General features: G+C 60.3%; 13 protein-coding genes. 7 read left to right on the top strand and 6 right to left on the bottom strand.

Going from position 1 to position 20,218, the window contains the following annotated elements; genetic code table 11:
- The first annotated feature begins 106 nt into the window (after window positions 1-106).
- From ACGHEN_RS01065 to ACGHEN_RS01085, 5 genes are all read left to right on the top strand, one after another.
- Complete coding sequence (locus ACGHEN_RS01065) at window positions 107-841, top strand: GntR family transcriptional regulator (protein WP_118080248.1); 735 nt, start codon at window positions 107-109, stop codon at window positions 839-841.
- A gap of 197 nt (window positions 842-1,038) precedes the next feature.
- Window positions 1,039-2,502 (top strand): YfcC family protein, encoded by a 1,464-nt coding sequence (locus ACGHEN_RS01070; RefSeq protein ID WP_390396631.1) that lies wholly within the window; start codon window positions 1,039-1,041, stop codon window positions 2,500-2,502.
- A gap of 12 nt (window positions 2,503-2,514) precedes the next feature.
- The gene (locus tag ACGHEN_RS01075) at window positions 2,515-3,372 is read left to right on the top strand and encodes a sugar phosphate isomerase/epimerase family protein (RefSeq protein ID WP_390396634.1); all 858 of its coding nucleotides are present in this window, start codon (window positions 2,515-2,517) and stop codon (window positions 3,370-3,372) included.
- A gap of 100 nt (window positions 3,373-3,472) precedes the next feature.
- Window positions 3,473-4,441, top strand: coding sequence for an SIS domain-containing protein (locus ACGHEN_RS01080; protein WP_118080255.1), 969 nt, complete (start codon window positions 3,473-3,475; stop codon window positions 4,439-4,441).
- Window positions 4,442-4,540: 99 nt separating this feature from the next.
- Window positions 4,541-5,413, top strand: coding sequence for a PfkB family carbohydrate kinase (locus ACGHEN_RS01085; RefSeq protein WP_390396637.1), 873 nt, complete (start codon window positions 4,541-4,543; stop codon window positions 5,411-5,413).
- A 494-nt stretch (window positions 5,414-5,907) separates the two neighbouring features.
- Here ACGHEN_RS01085 and pknB read toward each other — a convergent pair whose 3' ends face one another.
- The 6 genes from pknB to ACGHEN_RS01115 form a co-directional block, all read right to left on the bottom strand.
- On the bottom strand, window positions 5,908-7,851 hold the full coding sequence (pknB, locus tag ACGHEN_RS01090; protein ID WP_390396640.1) for a Stk1 family PASTA domain-containing Ser/Thr kinase: 1,944 nt from the start codon (window positions 7,849-7,851) through the stop codon (window positions 5,908-5,910).
- Between the two features lie 132 nt (window positions 7,852-7,983).
- The gene (locus tag ACGHEN_RS01095) at window positions 7,984-10,854 is read right to left on the bottom strand and encodes an FtsW/RodA/SpoVE family cell cycle protein (protein WP_390396643.1); all 2,871 of its coding nucleotides are present in this window, start codon (window positions 10,852-10,854) and stop codon (window positions 7,984-7,986) included.
- A gap of 16 nt (window positions 10,855-10,870) precedes the next feature.
- Window positions 10,871-12,793, bottom strand: coding sequence for a Stp1/IreP family PP2C-type Ser/Thr phosphatase (locus tag ACGHEN_RS01100; protein WP_390396646.1), 1,923 nt, complete (start codon window positions 12,791-12,793; stop codon window positions 10,871-10,873).
- Window positions 12,790-13,206, bottom strand: a complete 417-nt coding sequence (locus ACGHEN_RS01105) for an FHA domain-containing protein (RefSeq protein ID WP_055250779.1) — start codon at window positions 13,204-13,206, stop codon at window positions 12,790-12,792. Before ACGHEN_RS01105 ends, ACGHEN_RS01100 begins: the two co-directional genes overlap by 4 nt.
- Window positions 13,207-13,212: 6 nt before the next feature.
- Window positions 13,213-14,223 carry an FhaA domain-containing protein gene (locus ACGHEN_RS01110; protein WP_070097114.1) on the bottom strand — a complete coding sequence of 337 codons (1,011 nt, stop codon included), beginning with the start codon at window positions 14,221-14,223 and terminating at the stop codon, window positions 13,213-13,215.
- On the bottom strand, window positions 14,220-16,073 hold the full coding sequence (locus ACGHEN_RS01115) for a serine/threonine-protein kinase (protein ID WP_390396649.1): 1,854 nt from the start codon (window positions 16,071-16,073) through the stop codon (window positions 14,220-14,222). Before ACGHEN_RS01115 ends, ACGHEN_RS01110 begins: the two co-directional genes overlap by 4 nt.
- A 441-nt stretch (window positions 16,074-16,514) precedes the next feature.
- On the opposite strand from ACGHEN_RS01115, the gene ACGHEN_RS01120 reads away from it, so the two are divergent.
- A complete protein-coding gene (locus ACGHEN_RS01120) occupies window positions 16,515-18,656 on the top strand; it encodes a LuxR C-terminal-related transcriptional regulator (protein ID WP_270226311.1) in 2,142 nt (713 codons plus the stop codon).
- 675 nt (window positions 18,657-19,331) lie between these two features.
- Window positions 19,332-20,213, top strand: a complete 882-nt coding sequence (locus ACGHEN_RS01125) for a hypothetical protein (protein WP_118098139.1) — start codon at window positions 19,332-19,334, stop codon at window positions 20,211-20,213.
- Window positions 20,214-20,218 lie beyond the last annotated feature (5 nt).

Genomic DNA, 20,218 nt, shown 5'->3' on the forward strand with positions numbered 1-20,218 from the left:
CCCGATCCGCTCAAACATGCAGGGCCCCTATGTGTTTAACCTCATTTTTCCGTGTGCGGTAGAATGGAGTCGTTGAGATCGCGAACGCCTTAAAGGGAGAGTTTTTGTGGATGCGCATCTGGATGGGGGCTCTTCCGCCCCGCTGTATCAACAGGTGCTCGATTTGCTTAAGAGCGATATCGAACAGGGGACATATCCCGTTGACTCGCAGATTCCAACGGAACTTGAGCTTTCTAAGATGTACGGCGTGGGAAGGGTCACGGTTCGCCGCGCAATAGAGGAGCTTGTGGGCGAGGGGTATCTCACCAAGCGGCAGGGGCGTGGTACGTTTGTGACCGCGACAAAGATAATTCGCAAGGTGCATCAGAAGGACGATGTTCAGAGTTTTACCCAAGCATGCGCTGAAAACGGCATGAAGGCGGGCGCTCGCGTCGTTGCCCGCAAGACCGTTGCCGCCGATCGCGACCTCGCTTCTTTCTTTGGCTTGGATGAAGGCTCTGACCTCATCTTGGTCTCACGCGTGCGTACCGCAGACGGCGTGCCGGTCCTGTTCGAGAACAACTACTATCCTGTCGATGGATTCGAATTTCTCAAAGATATCGGTCTCTCCAATTGTTCGATATTCGAGGCCGTGGGGGAGCGTACGGGTAGGTATCCCTGCTCGTCCGATCCCTGCAGGCTGGAGATCGCCCGTGCGGGAATTGATGCCGCCCGCGAGCTCAAGGTCCCAGTAGGGGAGCCGCTGTTCTTCATGAACGCGGGCTTTCTCGATTCCAACGGAGAGCGCTTCTGCTATGGCAGACAGTACTACGTGGGTTCGCGCTACAGCTTCGATATCTAGCGGCTCTGTCTCACACAGCGCTGTTCTCGTATTGCCGCGGCAGGTCCGTTTAGCGCGTAAAAGTTACCACTTATAGAACAACCTAATATGTTTCTTGACCGACGCCTTCATGCAGGTTATACATAGAACAACCTAAGATGTTTGCCTATACGTGAAGGATTTTTGGCAAGCATCGTTGCTCTGGCAGGAGGTTAAGAATGTCGGATGCCAAACAGGAGAAGCCCAAGCGCAGATTCCATCTCCAGCTTCCCCATGTGTACACCATCGCGTTCATGCTGATCGTGTTCTTCGCGGTGCTCACATGGATCGTCCCATCGGGTCAGTTCGACCGCCAGACCATTCAGACGGCCGCGGGCGAGCGAGAAGTCGCCGTAGCCGGAACGTACCAAGAGGTCGACAAGGTCTGCACCGATTCGGAGACGGGGGAGACCGTCGATCTGCGACAGGGCATCGATGCCGTCCTGCAGGCTCCCGCCAAGGGCATTCAGGCTGCGGCCGATGTCGTCGCGTTCGTCCTGCTGATCGGCGGATCGTTCGCCATCGTCACCAAGATCAACGCCCTAAACGCCGGCATGAGCCGCGTGATCAAGAAGCTGAAGAACAAGGACATCTTGATCATCCCCATCTCCATGATCCTGCTCTCGATCTGCGGCACCACGTTCGGCATGTCCGAGGAGGCGCTGCCGTTCTACGCGATCTTCATCCCCATCATGCTGAGCATCGGGTATGACTCCATGACCGCGTTCATCATCTGCTTCCTCGGCCCCAACCTTGGTTACTGCGCATCCACTATTGATCCTTTCAACGTGCTGATCGCCCAGGGCGTTATCGGCATCGAGGGAAATCCCCAGCTTTGGCTCCGCGCCATCCTGTGGGTCATCTTCACCGCCGCGGGCATTTTCTGGGCCATGCGCTACGCGCGCCGCGTCAAGCTCGATCCCAAGTCCTCCATCACCTATGAGGACGATAAGCAGAAGCGCATCGAGTTCTCTGTCACCGATGCCTCTATCGAAGAGGAGTTCACGCTTCGCCACAAGCTCGTCCTCATTGATTTCGCGGTCGGCATGGGCGTTATCGTGTGGGGCCTCGTTACCCAGGGCTGGTATATGGACGAGATCTCCATGGTGTTCCTGGCCATGGGCCTTCTTGCCGGCATACTCGGCGGCCTGGACGAGAAGACCATTGCGGAGGAGTTCGTCCGCGGAATCGCCGACTTCGCCTACGCAGCCTGCATCATCGGCATCGCCCGCGGCATCCTGGTCGTCGCAGAGGGCGGAATGATCATCGACTCTATTCTTAACTGGCTCGTCGGACTCCTTGCGGGCGCTCCGTCCTTCATCTATACCACCTTCATGTACATCGTCCTCGGCCTGCTTTCGCTGCTGGTTCCTTCCAGCTCCGGCCTCGCTGCACTCACCATGCCCGTCATGGGCCCGCTGACCGAGCTTATGGGCCTCAATCCCGAGGCTGCCGTCACCGCTCTGCAGTTCGCGAACCAGACCGTCAACACCATCAGCCCCGTTGCGGGCATGACCGTCGCGGGTCTTGCCGTGGCGAAGATCTCCTTCGGGCAATGGTGGAAGACCATCTGGAAGTTCTTTATCTTCATGGTTCTGTTCGGATTGGTCGCGACTGTGATCTCCGGCCTACTGCCGATGTAGGAGGTGCCCAGCATGGATTTAAGCGCTTCCACACCCCGTCTGCGTCGCGAGCAGGTCGCCGGCATGAACATTCACTACATCATGTGGTCGCTCGATTACTTCCTTGATGCTCAGCAGCGCCTTGGCTTCAAAACCATCGAGCTTTGGGCGGCCGAGCCGCACGTGACGCTGGACCACACGGGGTATTTCGAGGCCGACGAGCTTCGCCGCAAGATCGAGTCCCGCGGACTCTCCGTGAGCTCCCTGTGTCCGGAGAACGTGGTGTATCCGTGGCAGTACGCTGCCAGAAAGCCCCTCCACGCGCAGCGGAGCCTCGCTTACTTTAAGCACGGCATCGAGCTCGCCGAGGTGCTCGGCGCCCCGTATATGTCCATCAACTCCGGTTGGGGCGATTGGGACGGGGACCGCGAGGAGGCTTGGAAGCGCTCTGCCGAGCACTTGGCGATTCTTGCGGACTATGCCGGCGAGCACGGCGTGACCCTCTGCATGGAGAGCCTGAGGCCGGAAGAGAGCAACTTGGTGGTTACACTCGCGGACGCCAGGCGCATGCTTGACCAAGTAGCCAGCCCGCACCTTACTCCAATGGTGGACACTACCGCTATGGGAGTCGCCGGCGAGAGCCTTGAAGAGTGGTTTGCCGAGTTTGGCGATGGTGCCATAAGGAACATGCGCTTCATTGATGGCGACCCATATGGCCATCTGGTTTGGGGCGATGGAAAGCACAGTATGGACGATTTCGTACGCGTCCTCAACGCGCATGGGTTCGAGGGCTATCTTGGCCAGGAGATCACCGATGGAAGGTATTTCGATGATCCCGCAGCAGCGGACCGGCACAACATGGACGCCTTCGAGAGGTATTTTGTCGACTAGCGCGTAGCTCCCATTCGCGTGGGGAAGTCAACACGCTTGACGAGAAGACTCGCAGTAAACGTTGGCGGATTCGTCCGCCGTATCGAAAGGAAGAATAACAATGAACGCACATGATCTTATCGCCGACGCAATCGCTGAAAAGGGCGGTTTCGATAGCGTCTTCTGGGTTGCCTGCGGCGGCTCCCTCATCGACCTGCTGCCCGCCCACGAGCTGCTCAAGCGCGAGGCGACTACGTTTGCCAGTGAGGCGTATACCGCCCGCGAGTTCGATATCATGCGTCCCAAGCGCCTGGGCGAAAAGTCCCTTGTCATCGCTTGCAGCCACTCCGGCAACACCCCCGAGGTAATCGATGCGTGCTCGATCGCCAAGGCGGCGGGCGCGACCGTTATCGTGCAGACGGACAACGCGGGTTCCGGCATCGATAACGGTGAGTGGACGTGCTGGGTATATCCGTGGGGCGAGGGAGTTCCGCAGGCGGAGGTGCCCGCCGGCATCTCTTTGGCTCTCGCTTCCGAGCTCCTGGATCAGCAGGAAGGTTATGCCGACCTTGCCGACATGTACGAAGGCATCGCCAAGATGGACCAGATCCTGCCTGCAGCTCGCGAGAAGGTCAACGCCGAACTCTGCGACCGTTTTGCCGCCCTGTGCCAGGACCACAAGTTCCTGTATATCTTGGGGTCCGGTCCCGTGTTTAGCCAGGCCTATGGCTTCGCTATCTGCTCGCTTATGGAGATGCAGTGGCAGAGCTGCGCCTATATCCACTCCGGCGAGTACTTCCACGGCCCCTTCGAGGTGACCGAGCCCGGAGTCTTCTACTTCCTGCAGATGTCTTCTAGTGAGTGCCGAGCCATGGATGAGCGCGCCCTCGCATTCCTCGAGACCCATACCGACACTCTTATGGTGCTCGACGCCATGGAGTACGGCATGGACCAAGTACCGGCGAGCGTTCGCGCGTTCCTTGATCCAATCCTGTTCTACGCGATGAACTGTGAGCTGCGCTCCGCTCGCGGCAAGGTGTTCGACCATCACCCGGACGTGCGTCGTTACATGGGCATCGAGAAGTACTAGCGATTTTAAAACGGGGCGCGAGGCGCGTTGAGACGTGCGAATCCCTCGCGCCCCGTCTGCTCGCCGTAACCACGGCGGTTTACCTGAATGGAGATAACCATGGCAGCCTATCCTATAAGCGTGCTTGGCTTTGGAGACAACGTTGTCGATAAGTACGAGCACATCAAGGCCATGTATCCCGGCGGCAATGCAGTTAACTTCGCCGTCTTCGCCAAGAAGCTCGGCGTCGATCGCAGCGCCTACATGGGAATCTTCGGATCAGATGAGGAGGCCGAGCACGTTATAGCATCGCTCGAGGACGAGGGCGTCGAGCTTCTTCGCTGCCAGCAGGTCCTGGGCGTCAACGGCGCCGCTCGCGTGACCGTTGACGAGACCGGGGACCGTATCTTCCTGGGCTCCAATGAAGGCGGCATACGTGGCGACATGCGCTACGTGATAGACCGCTTCGCCGCCGAGTACGTCAGCGGCTTCGATTTGGTGCACAGCGGCAACTACTGCTTCACCGAGCGCGAGCTCCCCAAGATCAAGGCTGCCGGCGTGCCTATCAGCTTCGACTTCTCCGATGACTCCACCGACGAGTACTTCGGGCAGATTGCGCCATTTGTGACGTACGCCTTTATGTCCATGGGCGACGCTTCCCTGGAGGATATCAAGGCGAAGCTCGAGTGGGTGAAGGCCCTTGGCCCTCAAATCGTATGCGCATCGCGCGGGAGCAAGGGCTCCGTCGCCTATGACGGCGAAAACTTCTACGAGCAGGGCATCAAGCCCGTGGCGCCCGAGGAGCTCAAAGACGCTATGGCGGCCGGCGATTCACTGCTGACGGCGTTTTTGGTCACCTATCTTTCCAAGAAGAAGGCCGGCGAGTGCGGCGAGGCCGCGATTCGCGAGAGCTTGGACTTCGCTGCCGGTTTTGCGGCGGAGACCTGCAGGATCGAGGGCAGTTGGGGCCACCCGCTGGTCTACGAGAACTAGTTTTTTGTCGTGGCGGGGTGTCTTGGGGCGCCCCGCATTGCGTTAGGAGTCAAGATGTCCGTTCGTGCCTGCGCGGCAGGATTTTGCTGCGCCGATGTCTACCAGAATCTGGATCCCCTGGGTTGCATCCAAGGGGGCCTCTCAGGAGCGCTTCGAGGGGTGCTTCTTGAGTATATGAAGGCAAAAGGGATATGCAATCTTCATATACGGCCTTCTTTTAGAGGGCGTTGTCCTTACTCTTTCATCTCCTTGCCTATGGACATTTTGTCCATAGGCAAGAGTCCATGGTCGAGATCATGGTGAAGTTCTGCGGCCAGTAATTACTGCATTACATATTCTGTTGTCACCTGGGAGGCTCGCTTTTGCGGGCCTCTTTGCGTTGCTAAGGGGCCATGGTCTGTCGATAAATAAAGCGCCCGCTTGCGGGGGAGCAAGCGGGCGCCGTTGAGCGAATATGTTTGCGGCCCTAGCCGCTGCGGGTGATGGGTCCTCGACTAGTTAGTCGTGCCGGAATCGTCGCCCGAATCGGAGCCAGAAACCGAAACCGTCAGCGTGATCGTGCTGTCGGTGGACTGCTTGCCAGTGGGGGAGACGCCCGTCACGGTGGCGTTTTCGTTGCCACTCACGGGATTGCCGTTCTGATCGCAGAATGCGATGTTGTAGAACCCGGCGTTGTTGAGCGCGGTGACGGCGGCGGAGATGCTCTTGCCGTACAGGTTGCCCGGAACGCTGGCCTTGCCGGACTTCTTGGCGATGACGACGGTAATCGTGGCGCCGGGCTTCTGCTTGCCGCTGGGGTTCCAGCTAATGACGGTGCCCTCGGTGACGGAATCGTTCTCCTGGTAGCTCACGTTGACGCCAAAACCGGCCATGTCGAGAGCGTTGCGTGCCTGGGCCTCGGTCATGTCGGTCAGATCGGGGACGGAGGTGGTGTCAGGACCGCTGGAGACCTTATACGAGATGGTCGTGCCCTTCTCGACTTCCTTGCCGGCATCAGTGCCCTGCTCAAAGACCTGGCCTTCGTCGGCCTCGTTGGCCTCCTCGGTTGCGTTGCCCTTCAGGCCCACGCTTGCCAGCGCGGCCTCGGCCTGGTCCTTGGTTAGGCCGACGAGCTGCGGAACCTCAACTTTCTCGGAGGGCTTGGGGCCCTTGGAGATCACCAGGTTAACCTTGGAGCCCTTGGGCTTCTTAGTGTTGCCGTTGGGGGTCTGCTCGGCAACCTTGCCCTCGTCGACATCGTCGTTATAGCTCTGGTCGACAGTTCCGACCTCAAGGCCGGCCTCCTTGATCAGCTCGATAGCGGTCTGCTGGTCCTTGTTAAGCACATCGGGCACCGTAACCTGCTCGCCCCCAAAGAGCCCGGTGGCGAAGGCCACCACAACGCCAACCACGGCGATTGCGGCGACTACGGCGGCGATAATCTTGTTCTTGTTGGACTTGGGCTGATCGACCTCGTAGGAACCGGTGGAACCCGAGACGGCGCTGCGGGGGTTGGTCTGTCCGCTTACGCCCGATACGGGGCGAACCATAGCGCGCGTGGAGTCAGACAGCTCACGGGTCTTGGTGGCGCCCAGGTCGCCCGCGGCACCGATGATGTGCGTGGGCTCGGAGACGTTGACGGCGCGGCCGGACAGGTAGTTGTTGAGCACCTGGCGCAGCTCGTCTGCCGTCTGGAAGCGGTTCGACGGGTCCTTTTCCATGCACTTGAGGATGATGCGCTCCAGATCGGCGTCGACGCCGGAGTTGATCTGGCTCGGCGGAACCGGCAGTTCGTTTACCTGCTTGAGCGCAACCGAGATGGCGTCGTCACCGTCAAAGGGGACGCGACCGGTGGCGCACTCGTACATCACGACGCCCAGGGAGTAGATATCCGAAGTGGGACCGAGGTCCTGGCCGCGCGTTTGCTCGGGGCTTACGTAGTGGGCGGTGCCCAGTACATTGTTGTCCTGCGTGAGGTGGCTGTTCTTTGCGCGCGCGATGCCAAAGTCCATGACCTTGATGTTGCCGTCGGGCAGCACCATGATGTTTTGCGGCTTAATGTCGCGGTGGATGATCTCGTGCTTGTGGGCGACCGAAAGCGCGGAGCTGATCTGCGAGCCGATCTGCGCGACCTTCTTTGGATCGAGGGCGCCGTGGCTCTTGATGCCGCTCTTAAGGTCGGTACCGCGCAGGTACTCCATGACGATGTAGTAGGTATCGCCATCCTTGCCCCAATCGTAGACGCCCACGATATAGGGGGAGGAGAGACCTGCTGCTGCCTGGGCCTCCTGCTTAAAGCGGGCGGCGAAGGTGGCGTCGCCGGCATACTGCGGCAGCATGATCTTGACGGCAACCGTGCGGTCGAGGACCTGATCTTGCGCACGGAAGACGGTCGCCATGCCGCCCGTTCCCACCTTATCCTTGAGGAGGTATCTTCCCCCGAGGACCCTCTGTTCCATTCCTGCTCCTAACTAACTTATTCGCTCAACGATGTGTGTGGTACCAAATGTGTGGCCGCTGGGGCCGTGTGGCGCGTTGCCGCTAGCTCATCGGCCGTGGCGTGCCCCAAGTATCCGCCTTGATCACGGGCATCACGCTCCCTGTGCGGCGAGCGCCGCGGTCAGGACGATGCCGGCAATCTTGGCCGCCTCGACGTCATGCTTGTCGTAATCCTCCAAGGCCACCGAGATGGCGACCGTGGGTGAATCGTAAGGTGCAAAGCCAACGAACATAGAGTTGACGTTGGTGCCGCCGGTCTCGGCCGAACCGGTCTTGCCGGCAACCTTGACGCCCGGAATCTGGGCATCGGTGCCGGTGCCGGACTGGACGACGGCGAGCATGGCCTGCTTGACCTGGTCGGCCGTGGCGGAGCTGACGGCCTGACCCAGCGAGCGGGACTGCGTGGTCTTGACCACGGTCCCGTCCGGGGCGAGTATCTGTGACACAAAGAACGGGTCCATGACCACGCCGCTGTTGGCGATAGCGGCAGCGATCACGCAATTCTGCATGACGGTGGTCTGCGGGCCAGGTGTGTGGTCCATGCCGACGGGCTGGCCGGCGCCGGCCCAGGCGGTCTCCCACTCGGTCATAAGCGAAGGGTCGGCCATGATGGAAGCCGCGGTGGTCAGGTCCTGACCGAGCTTTTGACCGTAGCCAAAGGCGTTGGCAAACTGGACGAGCGAGCTGGCGCCGACCTCGTTGGCCACCTGGCCAAAGACGACGTTAGACGACACGGCGAAGGCCTGCTGCAGGCTGATGGTTCCGTAGCTTTCGTTGGCGGAGTTGGTGACCGGCGCGTTGCCGATATCCATGGAGCCGGGCGCCTGGTACGTGCTGGTAAGGCTGGCGGTGCCGGTTTCGAGCGCCGCGGAGAGTGTGACGACCTTAAAGGTCGAGCCCGGGGTATAGAGAGCGTCCATGGCGCGGTCGTACATGGAGCCGTCCTCGCCACCGCCCGACTGCATCAGGGCATCGATGTTGGTGTTGTCATAGGTGGGCGAGCTTGCGCATGCGAGGACCGCGCCGGTGCGCGGATCCATAACCACCACGGCACCCTTAAAGCCCTTGAGTGCCTGCTCGGCAGCCGTCTGGATGCGCGAGTCGATGGTGAGCTTGGCGGTGTTGCCCGGTTGGTTTTGGCCCGCGAGCGACGCGAGGGCGTTGTCCCAGCTGGAGTAATCCTTGGAGCCGGTGAGCGTTTCGTTCATGACGCTCTCGACACCAGCGGTGCCGTACTGCTGGCTTACATAGCCCACCACGTGAGCGGCCATGTTTCCGTTGGGGTAGGAGCGGGCGTAGGTGCCGTCTTCCTGTTGCAGCGACTCGGCCAGCGTCACGCCGTCGGACGTGATGATGGAGCCGCGCTGGATGTACTTGGAGCGGGCGATGGTGTGGTTGTTGGTCGGCATGTCCTGATAGTCCTTGGCCTTGATGACCTGGACATAGGTGAGGTTGCCGATAAGGATGGCGAATAGTGCCGTAAAGGCGAGCACGGCGCGGGTCAGTCGATTGGCGAGCGCCACGCGGCCGAGCACACCGGATTCGGGCGTGTCGAGCAGGCGACGACGCATGCGCGAGCCGGCGGAGTGGCTGCCGCGGGCATACGAAGACGAAGTGGCGAAGCGCGTGCCGGCCGGGGAGGACGCCGAGGCGACCTGGTCGTCGGTGATGGCGGCCATGGTGCCGGTGCCGGTGAGCTCGGCCTCGCGACCGGTTGCCTCGTCACCGGCGCGCAGCAGCAGCGCGACGATGATAAAGCTTGCCAGCAGCGAGGAGCCACCCTGGCTCATAAAGGGCAGGGTGACGCCGGTCAGCGGGATCAGGCGGGTAACGCCGCCAACGATCAAGAACGCTTGGAAGCTGATAGCGGCCGTAAGACCGGTGGCGCTAAAGGCGGCAAGGTCGGACTTGGCACGGGCTGCCGTGGTCAGGCCACGTACGGCAAAGAGCATAAACAGGATAAGAACGGCGCCACCGCCCAAAAGGCCCATCTCCTCGCCGATAGCCGAGAAGATAAAGTCGGACTCGACGACGGGGATGTTGTTGGCCATGCCGTTGCCAATGCCGACGCCAACAAGGCCGCCGTCGGCCAGCGAGAAGAGGGACTGGACAATCTGGTAGCCCTGGCCCTGTGCATCCTTAAAGGGATCGGCCCAGATCTGGAAACGAACCTGGACGTGCGACAGGAACTTGTAAGCGCCCACGGCCCCCACGGCCAAGAGCACAAGGCCGATGATGACATACGAGAAGCGACCCGTGGCAACGTAGAGCATCAGCAAGAAGATGGTGTAGAACAGCAAGGCCGAGCCCAGGTCACGTTCGAAGACAACGACGAGCAGGCATACGCCCCAGACTGCGAACAGCGGTAGCAGCAGGCGCAGACGCGGAATCTTAAGACCCAAGATCTTGCGGTTGGAGATAGAGAGCAGTTCGCGGTTCTCGGCCAGGTAACCGGCTAGGAACAGCACGATAAAGACCTTGGCGAACTCGCCGGGCTGAATGGTAAAGCCGGCGATGCGAATCCACAGTTTAGAGCCCGAGATCGTGGTGCCGATAAAGATGGGCAGCATCAGCAAGATGATGCCGATGATGCCAAAGGTGTACTTGTAGCGCATGACCACGTCGAGGTTTTTGACCAGCGCAAGCGTCCCCACCATCAACGCCACCGAGATAAACAGGATGACGAGCTGCGAGATGGCGAGCGTGGGCGCCAAGCGCGTCACAAACGTGATGCCAATGCCCGAAAGAACAAAGACGATGGGCAGGATGGCCGGGTCGGCGCCGGGTGCCAGAATGCGCACGGCGATATGCGCCGCGGCGAAGGCGGCAAAGAGACCGATCGGAACGGCAAGTGTCTCAAACGAGATGGCGGCGCCTGCGGTGAGCACGTACATCGCATACAGCAGGATGACGGGGAACGCCGAGGCGATGAGTAAGAGCAGTTCGGTATTACGGCGACTCATAAGCGGCACTCCCTTTCTAATTCTTATCGGAGGCTTCGGCCTCGGCGGACTGTTCGGCGGTATTCTCGGAATCCGATTCGGAGATCGAACCCTGGTCGGTGTTATTGCGGATCGTTTGCGCGTCGATCACCTGACGGGTCTGCTCCTCGTCGATCTGATGGCGGTACTTGGAGATGGTGTCCTGTGCGTCGTCGATGCTCGTCTGCTGAATACCTGCCTTAAGGCGATTTTGTGTGTCTTCGGGCAGGTCGGACAGTTTGATGGTGGTCGTGCTGTCGAGCCAGTGCAGCTTAAGGCCGAGCGGCTTGCCGGGAATGCCCCGGTAGACCGCGACGGTGTCCTTGTAGGTGCCCAGGTAGTACGAGCCGGTGATGCCTGCGTAGGCCCAGATGGCTGCCGCCAGCACAAAAGCGATGCCCAGTACGGTGGCAATGGTGATGTTGCGGCGGCGGACGCGCTTTGCCTCGCGCATGACGCCATCGTCGACCAGGTCAACGACAAGCACGGTGACGTTGTCATGCCCGCCGGCGACCAGTGCCGCGTCAACAAGGTTGTCGACGCAAATCTGCGCGGTCGAGGACTGCGTGGCGATGTTTTCGATATCGCTATCGGGAATCATGCTCGAAAGACCGTCCGAGCACAGGATCAGGCGGTCGCCTTCCTCGATATGCAGGGTAAAGTGGTCGGCATACATTGCGGGATCCGAGCCCAGCGCGCGGGTGATGACCGAGCGGTTGGGGTGGATGCGAGCCTCGTCTGCCGTAATCTCGCCGGCGTCCACGAGCTCCTCCACATAGGAGTGGTCGCGGGTCACGCGGATGAGCGTGCCCTCGTGGAGCAGATAGGCGCGCGAGTCGCCCACGTGGGCGATAGCGAGCATGTCGTTTTCGATATAGGCGCAGGTTGCCGTGCAGCCCATGCCAGGCTTGCCAAGCCCGTTGAGCGCAGCCTCGATGACCGCGGCGTTTGCAGCTTCGACGGCGGCCGCCAGTCGTGCGGCGTCGGCTGCCTGCGGCGCTGTCTTGGCAATGGTCTCGACGGCGATGGAGGAGGCTACCTCACCGGCGGCGTGGCCGCCCATGCCGTCGCATACGCAAAAGAGCGGCGATTGCACCAGATAGGAGTCTTCGTTATGCGGGCGCACACAGCCAACATCGGAGCGGGCGCCCCACATGAGCTGCGTGGTCGTGCCGGCGTCGTAGGTCGAGTCAGTCTCGACGCGCTCGTCGGTCAGCGGCTCAAAACTCATGGTCGAGCCGGGGTCCTTAAGCTTGGCCTCCACGGCGGCAACGTCAATCTCGGCCGTATCGCCGGGCGAGACGGTGTCGGCATCGTTGCTCGGGTCGTTGACGTTGGGCGTGGCGGGCTCTTCGGTTGTACGGTCGACAGGCTCGTCGTCTTGCGGGGCGACGGCTGCAGACTCGGGCGTCGCGAAGTGCGCGGGCGCGGGCGTGCCGTGGGATTGGGAGACATCCTCCGTCGTTGCTGCGGGTACGTCTTCGGTTACAGACTGCATGGCTTCGGGCGCCGCCGCGGGTTCCGGTGCAGATGCGGACTCGGGTGCTGCGGCGGGTGCCGGCGCTACGGGAAACACCGGTGCCGCGGGCTCGGGAGCCGCAAATACCGCGGAGCTCTCGGTAATCGCCGTGGCGACGGGTTCGGCAAAGTGAGCCGGCGCGGGCATGTCTTGCGGGACCGCGGGCTGCTCGGTAGCGGCGTGCACGCCGATGGGGGTGTTACCGCCGTCAGCGTTGTCCTCGGTATCCTCGCCGTCGGTCAGCGTCGGATATTCTTGCGTTACATGCGAAAGAGGCAGGGAGAACACAGTGTCCTCGGGCTCCACGGGCGCATGGCCCGCCGGGGCGGCATGAACCGGCGCGGTCGCGGGGGCGGCCGACGTCTCTGGCATGGTTGCGGACTTGTTCTCCTCGTCGATCATCGACGGTTCACCTTCATGACCACGTCGCCAATCTGGACTTCGTCGCCCTCGCGCAGCGTTGCGGGTTCCACCAGCTGGCGGCCGTTGACGAGCGTGCCGTTAAGCGAGTTGAGGTCCTCGATAATAAGTGCCGGACCCTGCAGCGAAAAACGCGCATGCGAGGCCGAGACAAACGGTTCGTTGATGCAGATGTCCGACGACGGCGAACGGCCGACGATGACGGGGCCGAGCATATCCACGTGGATGCCGCGGATGCCGCGCGGGCCCTTGTCCACATCGATCGTCCAGATGGCCGAGTCGCGGCGCTGGCCGCGGACGAGCCCCACGCCGGTCTTCATGACGGCAAACAGGAAGATATAAAGCAGGACGACCAGGACGATGCGGCCTGCAAACAGGACGATATCGATGTTCATAAGCGACTATCCCCTAAATTCGAACGTGCTCAGGCCAAACGTCAGCAGGTCGCCGTTGCGCAGCGGGCAGCGCGTGATGCGACGGTTGTTGACGAGCGTGCCGTTGGTGGAGTTGAGGTCCTCGATCGACCAGTCCGAGCCGGTAAAGGTGAGCTGGGCATGACGGCGCGACACGTTGGGGTCGCGCAGGGCGATGTCGGAAACCGAGCGCTCGCGACCGATGGTCACCTGTGCGGAGGTGATGGCGTGGCTCTCGCCGCTCACGACGTCGACGAGCTGGGCGAGCGGACGCTGCGGGGCGCGAGAGCTTGCCATGTTGGAGGCGATGCTGGCTGCGGCGCCAAGGCCAGCGGCGGCGCCGGTCGCGGCGGCTCCGCCCATGCCGGCAAGCGCGTCGCGCGAGACGGTTTGGGGCACGGGGATGGGTGCGGCGGCGGGATCGGGCATATTGGGCGCAAAGGGGTCGGCCACGGCAAGCGGGTCGGGAGTGGCAGCACGAGGTGCCGGCTGCTGCTGCGGCATAGCAGCGGGGTGTTGCTGCGGGGCGGCAAACTGCTGCTGGCCGGCGCGCGGGGCGCTGGCGGCACGGCTCGCGGCCGAGTTGTTCTGGCCCAGGCCGTTTTGGTAGGCGCGCTCTTCCTCGTACAGGCGACCGAGCGTGGGGGCATCGACGTTCTCGGCAAAGACCGAGAACTTGCCGCCGCGCAGCTGCGGGTCGATCATAAAGCGAACGAGGGGCTCGCCGACAAAGACGTAGCGGCGCTTTTCGGCCTGCGCTTTCACAAACTCGCGGACCTCGCGCGAAAGCTCGGGATAGAACGGGGCGAGCATGGGATCGTCGTCGGCGGCAATCAGGATGGTATAGAGCGCCGGCGCGGTGTTGACGCCGTTGATCACCAGAGTCTGATCCTCCATGTCGCGAGCGGCCTGCTTGGCAAGCTTCTTAAAGGAGAACGGGGCACGGGTGGCACCGAAGATGCCGGCCACGTGGTCCTCGAAGATGTTCAGGAAGTTCACGAAAGATCACTCTCCGTATAGGTTCTTTGGTATCCGAGCAAATAAAGGCATATCCCGACGATTATAGAGGATAGGATTCCCGTAACCGCCGCCTTGGCGACGACCGGGCCCGCAAGGCTGGCAATTTCCATATGGTGTGCAAGACAAAACGATACGGCCGAGCCGATGCCGGCGACGGCAATTGCGACGATGGCGGCAAGGTTCGATCCCTGCTCGGCGCGCTTGGCATGAGCATTGAGCAGCAGCGATGTTGCCGCGGCTATTGCTGCAACCAGCACGATTGCAGCGAGAAGGAGCGCGTCTCCCAGCGCTGCGACGACATTGCTAAGCCCCAGTACGCCTCCCGCAGAGAGAGCCGCTGCGGCAAGGCGGGCAAAGAGTGCGCCCATGCCCGTGGCCGCCGCTGCGCTTGCCGGGCCGAGCCAAAACGCCGCGATGCTCGTGGCGGCTCCGGCGGCAAGGAGGGCGTCGCCGGTTAGGCAACCCAGCGCAAGCGCGCAGGTGAGCGTCGCGCTCGCAGCCGCCTCGGTGCGTCCCCAAGCAATCCACCAACCGGACATGGCAGCGGCAAAAATGACCGCGACCGGCAGCATCGACAGGATGCCCTGCGCCTGCATGGTGGCGTTGGCCATGAGCACCAAAAAGCCCACGGCCGAGATGGCCGAGCCAATCTGCGGGGCCAAGCCTGCCGCCGCGCCAATGGCGACGGCCGCCACGACCAGCCCGGGAAGCGTCGCGACGCCGGCTGTCTGCATAAGCAAAAAGCTGAAGGCTCCGCATGAGAGCGCCGAGATGCCGCGCATGGTGTAATTGCGTGCGCGGCCCCAGCGCGTGCCCGCCCAGCCAAGTGCGGGGTCGACCTCGACGGTGTCATCCTCGTAGCTCGATGGCTCGATATCATCTGCCGCGCACTCGTCATTCGAAAGCTCGCCTACCATCTGCTCCAAGCTGCGACGGCCTTCGCGCACGCTCCCCAAGCCGGCAAGGAGCTGGTCGCAAAATGCCTCGATGCTGCTGGGGCGGTCCTGCGGCATGGGGGAGAGCGCGCTCATGAGCGCGGCCTCGGCTCCCGGGGGAAAGTGTGGTATCAGCTCGCTGGGATAGGTGGCGCCGCCGATGATGCGGTCGAGCGAGTCGGCGGGCGTGGCCGCCATAAAGGGGGCGCTGCCGCACAGGCCCTCATAGATTACACAGGCGAGGGCAAAGACATCGGCGCGCTCATCGACCGTGCCGGTCTCGATATCGAGCTGCTCGGGTGGCATGTAGCCGATGGTGCCGCCGCGCGAGCCGCCAAAGCCGCCGGCAGACGACAGTCGCGCCATGCCAAAGTCGGTGAGCTTTACGTTGCCCGAGTGGTCGATGAGCACGTTGGCGGGCTTAATATCCAGGTGGAGCACGCCGTTGCTATGGGCGAAGGTGAGCGCCTGGCCCAGCGCGTCGGCAATTGCCGCGGCCTCGTCAAAGGTGAGCGAATGGCCGTCCACGCGATGCAAAAAGTCGGCGAGCGACATGCCGTCGACATATTCCATGACGAGGTAGGCATAGGCGGTATCGTGCGTAAAGTCGATAACCTGCACGATATTGGGATGTTGAAGCATGGCGGCGGTGTGTGCCTCGCGCAGGACATCCATGATGTCGCTGGCGGGCATGCCGGCGCCGTTGATAAGGGGGATGCGCTTAATGGCGACGCGGCGGCGCAGGTGCGTGTCGCGGCAGATCTCGATGGAGCCAAAACCGCCGGTCGCAAGTGTCTCGAGCGGCTGGTACCGCTTGAGCAGCTCGCGAGAGCTGGTGCCCTCCAAAGGAACGTCCGGCGAGAACCGGGCGGTATGTTGCGGGAAAAGCGGCATGGCCAACCCTCGTGCGTTTAAAGTTCGTTTGCGAGCGGCGGGCGCGGGGCCGAGCCATTCGCGGTGGCATAGATGCTGCTAGTGTAGCACGCTCGGGCGGATGGCGAGGATAACGGGATGCGAGGCTGCCTGTCTGTCTTGGCCTTCGTCTCGACCCATCCGGAAAGCGCGCCCCAGTTTGCGGCCAAATACTGGGACACGCTTTCCGAATGGGGTGTGCTGCGGAAACTGCGTCCCAGAATATTGACTCAGAACGGGATACAGTTTCCAGATCGACGCTCAAAAGGAAACCGCATCCCGCTTTGATGCGGGGACTGCGGACAAAAGCTGAACCGTGATCTGGCTCGGATTGGAGTTCGCCTGAATCGTTGATGCTGGCTGGTGTGGGCGTGGAGATAAACGAGCAGCCCGAGCGATATAATGACACGCTATGGAGGTCATATGCTCTTTTCCCGCTGTTCTGCCACATCTGCTTTCGCCATTGCGCTCGTCGTAATGGCGGTTACCCCTTATCACCGGTTTTCATCTTCAATCGGCTTGGCATCAGGTGCAATGACCTGGCTCGTTATCCTTGGCGCATGCCTCGCGGCGTTTGGTCATGGTGTTGCGCTCCGCAAGGGGAGAGAAATAAGACGGCCGGGTCGCCTTGGCGTCTTCGGTGTTTTCCTTGCTGCTATTGCGGTGGTTCCCGAATGGGTCGACTTGGCCTTCTATGCTCGCGGAGATTCTATTCCAATCGTGTTTGCACCAATCTGGTTGTTGCATCGTGTTTCGTGTGCCTTGTGCTTCACTGGGTCGTTGCTCCTCTCATATGTAATTTGGGATACGGCGGGCTCTCCTTTGATACGGGGGGCGGCGCGGGACGGCGAAAGGGGGACCCGCCGATCGCAGAGCACGCTTTTTGCAGAAACAATAGTTGTCCTGTCTTGCCTGCTGTTTTGCTGTCGAATTTCATGGAGAGTCGTTCCCGAGCCATGGGGGATGCCCTCTGTAACGGCCGCATCAATTGGCCTCGTGCTTTTAATTCCGCTGGTCTATCTCGTATTGGCTGCGGTCCCGCTGCTTTGCTGTCCCCGCGCCTTTGGTCGGGGGCAGGGCGACGTGTTTGCCCGTTCTGTGCTTGTAGCAGTTCCCATTGGCCTTGTTCCGGCTGTCGAGGTGGCATACTTTGCAAGCGATGCCGCAGTCATTGCATCACTGTCGATGGGGTCCGCTATTGCTGTTGCCGCCTTCGTATGCACATTGCTAAGGGAGAAACGGGACAACAATTCGGATACCCCTCGCACGTCCGACCCATTCGATGCGGGGGTGTTTTCCCCTGCCCTGTCGCCTCGAGAAGAGCAGTTTGTTCGACTGCTGCTCAAAGGGAAAACGCCGGCGGAAATTGCCAGGGAGACGGGTACGAAGCCATCGACGGTGCGAACAACGCTTCACCGAGCATACGGGAAGGCATCGGTTGCGGGCTCACGCGAGCTCGTGGCATTGTTTGCGGGTGAGGGTGATGCTACAGGGCCTGGTCTGCTGCAGCGGCATGCTGGTGATATGTTGACATCAGTTCGGACGCGCCGGCTGTTTCGATACCTGCTCACAACATTTTTTATCCTCCTTGCGGCGGGCCCCTTGGTAATGGCGGATAGCGATTGGGGATCCGGTGTTTCGCGGGCAGTCGCCTTTTCTCTCGCAAGCTATGCATTGGGTCTCGGACTGCTTCTGTCGCTGCACTACGCGGGTGAAAAACTGAATCGTGAAGTTGCGCTGACTAGAACGGATGGGGCGATTGGGCTCGGAAGCCCGTGCGTATGGGCGGTGCTGTCTGCCGTGGAATGGTCTTTTGTCTATATCGCGGCATGGAGGTGTATATGCGATCCGTTGATGGCTGCGCCGGTCCTGCTGTGCGGCGTGGCATCTACGGTCTCGCTCGCTGTTGGGCTGCGTCCGTTTAAGGTGCATGCCCGTGTCCGGGCTATCGTGCCGTTGGTGTCAATAGGTGCGGCTACTTTAATCCATGCGGCCACTAGGGGGCGAATCCATGGGTTCGCGGTGCTGACGGGGATGTTGCTCACATACATAGTGCTGCGTAGCTGTCCGCAGCGCAAAATGCTTGGGATATGGATGCTTTGCTTTGGGGCGGCGGCTCCTGTCTGGGTTGTCTTGCTCAACATGGTGCAGGATCTGACGGTTTTCGAGCCTCTGTTCCTTGCGTCGTTGCTGGGGCAAAGTTCGGCCGTCAATGTCGTCGTGGCAACGGTGATTGTTTGCTGGTCTGTGCCCATGCTCGTTACGCACATCGTGCTCGTACGCTCGGTTGAGGACGAGAAGGCCGTCTTGAAGTACCGTGCGAACGGGTCCACCGAAGCAGCTCACGTGCGCCGGCTGGCTCTGCTTACGTCGCGCGCCCTGTCCGATGTTCAGGCCCGAATATTGTTGATGACGGCAGAGGGCACAACGACAAAGACTATTGCGCAGGATGTCGGTTACGCTGCATCTACGGTGCAAGCGCTGCGATCCGCGTCCTATCGCCAGTTGAAGATCAAGAACAAAGCAGAGCTTATTTCATTGTTATCGCAGGTAGATAACGTGTAAACGCCTGGATTATCAACTCAATAGCGAGTGTTTACAGACATCTTTCTCCATTCATGCAAAGGTTGCTGTGCGTCGACGCATTGTTAGCCGCTTTTGATTGGAGAAGGCCATGATTAAGCCAAGGAGCGCTATTACTCGAATCGGAGTCGGGTTGGCGATTGCTGCGGGTCTGTCCCTAGGGGTTCCCGCTGCATCGTTCGCGCAAGAGGAGTTTGACACCTCTCAGGTTTCTAGCATTACTCAAAACGCCGATACGGGAATTACGACCTGTACGAACAATGCCGATAGGGCATTTAGTTTTCAATGTGCCGGGACGAGTGCAACTGGCTACCGTCAAAAGGATGATTCCTCATCGCTCTATCTGGATATCCAAGGTTATACGGGAAATCCGCTTCGGTTATATACAGACGGTGCGTATAACACAAGCGGTAGCGGCAGCATGAATTGTACTCAGGGAACGTATCGTTCGAATCACAAGGGACAGTGGGAAATGTATAACCTCGTCCGTGAGAACGGGCGATCTGCGGCGCGACTGACTGCATGGGCGGAGTCTGGCTACGGCACTGTTATTGGTGTATGGAGCCCCGACTGCGTCGGGCATTTCCGCAAGCTTCCCGCATAGTTGTTTGAATTGGCTCCCTCCGGCTTTCTGGGTCGGAAGGGGGAGGAGGACGTATGAACCAAAGGCTCGTAAGATATGAGCTGTCGAAAACGATAAGACGCCCAGCTTTTATCTTTGCTCTCTTGATTGCAGTCGCAGTTGCAATAGCTGCTGCGCTGGAGCCGTGGGCAAATTTGGAAAAAGAACGTCACAACCTTCTTTCTTTTGGTTACGGCGTTGGCATGCAAGCCAAAAACTATCTCGGTCAAACACGTGAAAGCAGCTTCGGTAACTGGATTGTTGTGAGCGCGAACGCGCCACTGTCTGCGTCGGTGTTTTTCTATGCACTGCCCCTGCTTGCAATGTTGGCCGGATCTTGGTCGTGCCTCTTTGAGCGTTTGAGTGGTTATGACATGCAGATATGCACGCGCGTTTCCAGAAAGGCATACGTGAACGTAAAGGTGCTGTCTGCTTTCCTCTCCGCGTTTACAGTGACTGCCATTCCTCTGCTCGTCAATTTCCTGATTGTCTCGATGCTTTTTCCTGCGTATCTTCCTCGGGTCGATGAGTCGACCTACGTAGGGCTTTACCTACATAGCTATTTCTCCGGTCTATTTTATTCACATCCTTTGTTATATGTGCTTGCATACACGCTGTTCGATGCGGTCACGCTCGGGACTTTATCCATGGCTGTAACTGGCTTCTCAATTTTGTTTCGTAGCAGAATCAAAGCGATAATTGTCCCGTATCTGCTAATGGTTGCGTGGCATTTTGCAAATGGCTGGATCTTCGGCGTAATGGCTTGTGTGGGGTTTAACTGCAATATCTTCAACAGCATCAGGTCGGAATCGCTGAATAACTGGCCAGACATTCGAGCCGGTTTTGCGGAAATCATATTATTGACCCTTGCTTCGTTGGCTTTTTCTGGGGCGTGGAAAAGGCGGGAGATGGTCTGATGCTG

Origin of the sequence: Collinsella sp. i06-0019-1H4 (assembly GCF_042849575.1) — a bacterium.
Taxonomy (GTDB): domain Bacteria; phylum Actinomycetota; class Coriobacteriia; order Coriobacteriales; family Coriobacteriaceae; genus Collinsella.